This is a genomic window from Streptomyces sp. WM4235, from assembly GCF_001279725.1.
Taxonomy (GTDB): Bacteria; Actinomycetota; Actinomycetes; order Streptomycetales; family Streptomycetaceae; genus Streptomyces.
On the sequence record NZ_LGDE01000227.1, the window covers coordinates 64,515 to 70,587 of the forward strand.

The window sequence follows — 6,073 nt, forward strand, 5'->3', positions numbered from 1 at the left end:
CTCGGAAGTGCGCCGGGGCCGGGCTCCGGTTCAGCCACCGTCCACCGCCAGGCGGTAGCCCGCGCCCCGCACGGTCTCCAGGGCGGCCCGGCCGAACGGCGCGTCGATCTTGCGCCGGACCGCGCTGACGTGGACCTCCACGACGTTGGGGTCGCCCTCGAAGGCGCTGTCCCAGACCTGTTCCAGGATCTCCCGTTTGGGCACCACCTCGCCCGGGCGCCGGGCGAGGCACTCCAGGACCGCGAACTCCCGCGCCGTCAACCGGATCTCCGTACCGGCTCGGGAGCACACGTGTCGCGCCGGATCGACGAGGAGGTCGCCGAATTCGAGGGCCTGGGGGGTGCGTCGGCCGCTACGTCGGCCCAGCGCGCGGAGTCGGGCGACGAGCACGAGGTAGGAGAACGGCTTGGAGAGGAAGTCGTCCGCGCCCGTGTCCAGCGCCTCCGCCTCGTCGTACTCGCCGTCCTTCGCGGTGAGCATCAGGATCCCGGCCTCGCTGCCGGCCGCCCGCAGGCGGGAGCAGACCCGGTAGCCGTTCAGGCCGGGCAGCATGATGTCGAGCACGATCAGGTCGTAGTCGTGCTCGGTGGCCATCCACAGGCCCTGCGGTCCGTCGAAGGCCACGTCGACGGAGAAGCCCTCGGACTGGAGCCCCCGTTGCAGGGCCACGGCCAGCCGTCGTTCGTCCTCCACCACCAGTACACGCATGCCGAACAGGGTCTCAGGCCCGGCCGTCGGCTTGCTGAAGGGGTCTTCAGGCGGCTTCAGGTGGGCTTCAGGTGAGGTCGCGCAAGCTCGGGACGCACCGGCCGCGGTGGCCGTTCGTCTTGAGGAGTCGCAGGCATGTCCCAGTCCGTCCCACCCTCGCCCCAGCCCGACCCGACCGTCCGGCCCGACACCGCCGCCCAGGCGGCACCCACCGTATCGACCGACCGATCGCAGATCCCCGGGAACGCCGCGGAGACCGCTCCCCGGGACCGCAAGGTGCTCGCCCGGGTCGTACCGCGGAGCAGGGGAGCCCGCTGGGCCGTGCTCGGCACGGCCGTGGTGCTGGTCGGCGGCGCGGCGGCCGTCACGGGCGTCGCCGTGTCCGAACACCACCGGGACCACCGCCCCGTGGGCATCCTCGGGCCGTGGGCCCACGACGGGGACGGCGACGAGCACGCCTTCGCGGGTCCCGGAGAGCGGCGGGCCGGCGACCGGCAGACGGGCAGGGAACGCGGTGTCCCGCCCCTGCCCGGCGGGAACGAGGACTCCGGCGGGCGGGTGACCGCCCCGAGGGCGGCGCCGGCGCCGCTGCCCTCGTTGGCCGCGAAGGACGCGGTCGAGAAGGCGGCCGGCGCGGTGAGCGGCGGCTCGGTGGAGAGCCTGCGCGTCGTCGGCCAGCAGGGCGGCGGCAGCGCGTGGCTGGCCGTCGTCGTCGGCCCCGACGGCGTCCGGCACGCCGTCACCCTGTCCGGCGCGGACGGCACGATCACCGGCAACACCGTCACGGGCGACACGGTCACCCCCGGCCGCTGACCTCCCCTCGCCGGCGGACAGCGAGCCCTCGGACCCCTTCCGTCGACACCGGGGCCCGACCCGTACGACCCGGGGCACGCCCCGTACGTACCCGGGCCCGACCCCTACGTGCGCCGACGAGGTCCGCATGTTGCCGGATTCCGGCATGGACGCTTCATCGGTTCCCCTTCTATCGTGAGTTCCGTTCCGGAAGGGGACCGATGAACGGAAATCCCGCCTACCACGTGATCGCTCTCGGCATCGCGACCCTGGTGTGCCTGCCGGTGGCACTGGCCGTCCTGCGCGGACGCCGGATGCCGTGGTTGCGCCGCCGCACCGTGGCCCCGCGGCCGTACGCGTGGGGTGTCCTGTGCTTCTACGCGGTGGCGCCCGTGAACGCGGTGCCACGGATCCTCGACGCCCCACAGGACCTCGTCCTGGCCTGCACGGCGGCGGGTGTCGTCTGTGTCATGGCGGGGGCCGCGTTCATGTTGCGCGCCGAGCGCATCGGCCTTCGCTCGCCGGGCTGCCCCGCCGCGCACGAGTGAGCGGCCGGCGTGCACACCGTGCACACCGTGACCCGGCGGCGCCGCGGCGGGTTCCGGTGAACTCGCCGCGCGTGTCGGGTCAGTGACCGAGCGCTTCGAGGTGACGGTGGAGCGCGGCATGGCCCTCAGGCGTGGGGTGGAGCCCGTCGGCGAGGAGTTCGGGGCTGTCCCGCAGCGGCTCCCACATGTCGAGGAAGTCGACGTGGTTGTCCTCGGCCCAGGCCCGCAGGGAATCGCGCAGGCCCAGGGCTCGTTCTCGGGTGAAGCACAGACCCTCGTGGTCGCGGGTGCGTTCCTCGTCGATCCACGCCGGTCCCGCGACGACGAGACGCGCGTTGCGATCGAGGGCGGCGGCGGCCAGTGCGCCGAGGCCGTCCGTGAGGTGTGGTGCGGCGTCGTGTCCGGTCCGTGAGGGGGCGAGCGGCCGGGCCGAGTCGTTGATCCCGGCGGCGACGAGGAGGGTGTCGGGCAGGCGTGCGTCCAGGAGCCCGGGGGTCTGCTCGGCAACGTCGGTCAGGGTGCTGCCGGGAACGGCCAGGTTGAAGACCCGGTGGTCGGTCTCGTTCCGTGCGATGTGGGTGGCCGCCAGGCGGGCCGCCCACCCTCCCCGAGGGTCACAGCGACCGTAGGCGATGCTGTCGCCCACGATCACGATGCGGGCCGCGGCACGCAACGGCTTCGCGTCCAGGTAGGCCCAGACGGTCTCCCCGGAGGAGAGCCGGACGCGTCGGCGGGTGTAGTCGTCGACCTCGTAGGCGTCGGCCGCGGCCAGTTCCCGATCGGTGAGGCGCAGCACGGCGCCCTCGACCGAGGCGCCGAACCTGCGCTCCAGGGTGAGGTGTACGTCCAGGCCGCTCGCGGCGATCACGGCCTGGTCGGTGATCGGCAGGGGTCGGGTCGTGTGCCCGGCCAGGGACGCCGGGGCGGTGGGCACGGCTCGGCCGAAGAGAGCGGTCTGGACCCGCTCGTCCATCAGCGTGCCGAAGGAGAACAGGGTGTGGGCGCGTGTGCCGGTCACTGTGAGATGGGTGCCTTCTCGTCAGGGATGGGGGCAACTCACCCTAATGGCCGCCCCGGAACGCGACGGACGGGCGGGCGCCACTCATCGCCCGGAGGCCGATGAGGCGTACGACGGACCACGACCTTCGGCCAACGGCGAACCGGCAATCGCCAACCGCCAACGGCCAACCGCGCGATACGGCCATCGGCGCGGATCACGTGGCGCCGGCCGCCGAATCCCGGCCGTTGTCCAGTGGGTCGCGAATCGCGTGCACCAGTCCGGCCACGAGGTTCGCGCGTTCGGCCATGGCGCCGATCACCAGGTACTCGTGGTCCGCGTGGGCGCCACCGCCGACCGCTCCGAGGCCGTCGAGCGTGGGCACCCCCAGCGCGGCGGTGAAGTTGCCGTCGCTTCCTCCGCCCACCGACCTGCCTTCGATACCGGGAAGCAACCGCTGGGCCACCGCGAAGAGTTCGGCTGACGCCGACACGGGCATCGGGGGTCGGCCGACCGCTCCCTCGACCCTGATCTCCGCCTCGTCCAGGTGCGGGGCGAGCGCCGCGAACGCGGACTCGACGCGCTCCTTCTCGGCGGTCGACTCGACCCGGACGTCGACGATGACGGTCGCCTCGGCGGGGACCACGTTGTCCAGGGTGCCCGCCGCCGCGACCGTCGGGGTGACCGTGGTTCCGATGTCGGGCCGGCCCAACTCCGCGATGCGCAACACCTGGTGTGAGGCTTCGATGAGGGCGTTCACCCCGGCCGCGGGTTCGAGGCCCGCGTGGGAGGCCCGGCCCGTGATGGAGACCCGGAAGGTTCCGCAGCCCTTGCGGCCGGTCTTCAGCCCTCCGCCGTCGGCCGCGCCCTCGAAGACGAGGACGGCGCCGCACGCGAGGGCCCGTTCCTCGATGAGCGTTCGCGAGGAGCCGGAGCCGACCTCCTCGTCGGCGGTCACGAGGATCTCGACGCCCGACCGGTCGTCGAGCGTCGCGAGGCCGTGAACGGCCTGCACCAGTCCACCCAGCATGTCGAAGACCCCGGGGCCGGTCGCGTGCCCGTCCTCGACCGTGAACGGGCGGCGGTCGAGCGTGCCGAGGGGAAACACGGTGTCGTGGTGGCCGAGGATCAGCACGCGGGGTTCGCCGCCGCCCGACCAGTGGACGTGCGGTCCGGCCTCGCTCTCCACGAGGACGGCCCGCCCGCCGAGACGACTCTCGACGAGTGCGGCGACGGCGCGGGCCGATGCCGTCAGGGCGTCGACGTCGCGTGACGGGGACTCGACCTCGACGAGCTTCCTGAGGTCCTCGATCATCGCGTCGACACTCACGCCCGCGCTCTGGTGCATCGTCATGTGGGCAAGATTAGCCGGCCCGCCGAGGCGGGCACCCACGCCCCAGCGACCGACCCGGATGCCCGCGTCGCCCGACCGGTCGACGTCCGCTCGGCCGACGCCACCTCAGTCGAGGACGGCGATGGCCTCCACCTCGACGAGGTGGTCGGGTACGTCCAGCGCCGCGACCCCCACGAGCGTGCCCGGTGCCGCCGGGGTGACGCCCAGTTTCGCCGCCGCCCGGGCCACGCCCTCCAGGAACGCGGGCATCTTGTCGGGCGTCCAGTCGACGACGTGGACGTTCAGCTTCGCCACGTCGTCGAAGGTGCCGCCGACCTCGGCCAAGGCGATGGCGACGTTGAGGTAGCACTGCTCGACCTGGGCGGCGAGGTCCCCTTCTCCGATCGTGACGCCGTCGGCGTCCCAGGAGACCTGCCCGGCGATGAAGACCAGCCTCGAACCGGTCGCGATCGAGACCTGCCGGTAGGCGTCGATCCTCGGAAGTCCTTCGGGGTTCACCAGGGTGATGGCCATGTCGCCCGCCTCCTCTGTCGCACGGGTCACGGACCCCGCACAAGCGCTCTCTTGTGGTTACTCGGGAACCGTAGGAGAGTGTGCGCTGACATGGAAGAACGCACTTCTCAGTGACTGAGGAACCTCATGGTGACCCAGCAGTTCAGCGGCTCGCCCGACGAGGCGGACCTGACGCGCGCCGACTCTCTCGCGCGCGAGATCTTCTCGGACATCGCCAACAAGTGGGCCTTGTTGATCATCGACGTGTTGGCGGAACGGACCCTGCGCTTCAGTGAGCTGCGGGGCGAGATCCAGGGAATCAGCCACAAGATGCTCACCCAGAACCTGCGCATGATGGAGCGCTACGGCCTCGTCGACCGGTGCGTGCACCCCACCGTGCCGCCCCGGGTCGAGTACACCCTCACCGAGCCGGGCCGCGCCCTGCGGCAGACGGTCCACGGCATGTGCGACTGGACCCACCAGTACCTCGGTCACATCGAGGCGTCCAGAGACCGCTTCGACGCCTGACGGTCGTGGCCGCCCCGTCGTGCCCCCCTCTCCCACGAGGGGGGCGGCCTCATGAGAGGGCGGCGAAGGCCGCGACGGAGCAGACCAGGCTGCTTCCGATCAAGACGATCAGCGCGATCGTGGCCAGGACGCCGCCCGGCGCGTCCGGGCGCGGGCCGAGGCGGATCGGTACCCGGTCGCCCGGATCGCGGGTCACCTCCACGGACTCGCCCACGTCCGGGGCCCCGGCCCCCATCAGTTGCAGGCGCCGCACCCCGCCGTCGTCCGGGAGCCGTACATCGATGGACGTGACCGCGTCGTCGACGCCGCCGAACGGGTCGGAGGTACGTATCCACCCGGTCACCACGGCCCGCGTGGTCACGCCCCGGTCGTGCATCGTCTGTTCCTCGCGCATGTCGGTCCGGATCCAGGTCAGGGCTAGCCACGCCACGTTCATGACCAGCAGGGCCGCCACCGCGATCATGGCGCCGCGCCTGGCCAACCAGGCCACACCCGCCCACTGGGCGACCATCGCGCAGACGAGGATCAGGACCGCGGACCAGCCGCCGCTTCCCGCCCACACGGCCCACGCGGACCCGTAGGCCGCCGCGGCCGCGACCGCCGCCGAAAGGACCCGACCGCCCACCCACAGCGCTTTCCCCACCATCCGTGCCC

8 protein-coding genes are annotated in these 6,073 nt (G+C 72.5%); 3 read left to right on the plus strand and 5 right to left on the minus strand.

Features of this window, described 5'->3' with window-relative positions; all coding sequences use genetic code 11:
• Positions 1-30 precede the first annotated feature (30 nt).
• Positions 31-708: a response regulator transcription factor gene (locus ADK55_RS17705; RefSeq protein ID WP_053679877.1), complete on the minus strand. Its 678-nt coding sequence runs from the start codon at positions 706-708 to the stop codon at positions 31-33.
• Positions 709-843: 135 nt separating this feature from the next.
• Between ADK55_RS17705 and ADK55_RS17710 the strand changes: the two genes are divergently transcribed.
• Entirely contained in the window at positions 844-1,521 is a 678-nt protein-coding gene (locus ADK55_RS17710; RefSeq protein ID WP_053679879.1) for a hypothetical protein, read from the plus strand.
• Positions 1,522-1,721: 200 nt separating this feature from the next.
• Positions 1,722-2,048 carry a hypothetical protein gene (locus ADK55_RS17715; protein ID WP_053679882.1) on the plus strand — a complete coding sequence of 109 codons (327 nt, stop codon included), beginning with the start codon at positions 1,722-1,724 and terminating at the stop codon, positions 2,046-2,048.
• A gap of 79 nt (positions 2,049-2,127) precedes the next feature.
• Here the strand turns inward: ADK55_RS17715 and ADK55_RS17720 are convergent, their stop codons facing one another.
• The 3 genes from ADK55_RS17720 to ADK55_RS17730 all read right to left on the minus strand — a co-directional run bounded on the left by ADK55_RS17720 (position 2,128) and on the right by ADK55_RS17730 (position 4,912).
• Entirely contained in the window at positions 2,128-3,066 is a 939-nt protein-coding gene (locus tag ADK55_RS17720) for a GDSL-type esterase/lipase family protein (protein WP_053679884.1), read from the minus strand.
• Positions 3,067-3,262: 196 nt separating this feature from the next.
• A complete protein-coding gene (locus tag ADK55_RS17725; RefSeq protein WP_053679886.1) occupies positions 3,263-4,399 on the minus strand; it encodes a M20 family metallopeptidase in 1,137 nt (378 codons plus the stop codon).
• 105 nt (positions 4,400-4,504) lie between these two features.
• Positions 4,505-4,912, minus strand: coding sequence for a RidA family protein (locus ADK55_RS17730; RefSeq protein WP_053679888.1), 408 nt, complete (start codon positions 4,910-4,912; stop codon positions 4,505-4,507).
• Between the two features lie 126 nt (positions 4,913-5,038).
• On the opposite strand from ADK55_RS17730, the gene ADK55_RS17735 reads away from it, so the two are divergent.
• Positions 5,039-5,419: a winged helix-turn-helix transcriptional regulator gene (locus ADK55_RS17735; protein WP_053679890.1), complete on the plus strand. Its 381-nt coding sequence runs from the start codon at positions 5,039-5,041 to the stop codon at positions 5,417-5,419.
• 49 nt (positions 5,420-5,468) lie between these two features.
• On the opposite strand, the gene ADK55_RS17740 is transcribed toward ADK55_RS17735, so the two are convergent.
• Positions 5,469-6,073, minus strand: a 605-nt coding sequence (locus tag ADK55_RS17740) for a hypothetical protein (protein WP_159041436.1), incomplete at its 5' end; no start/stop codon positions are given.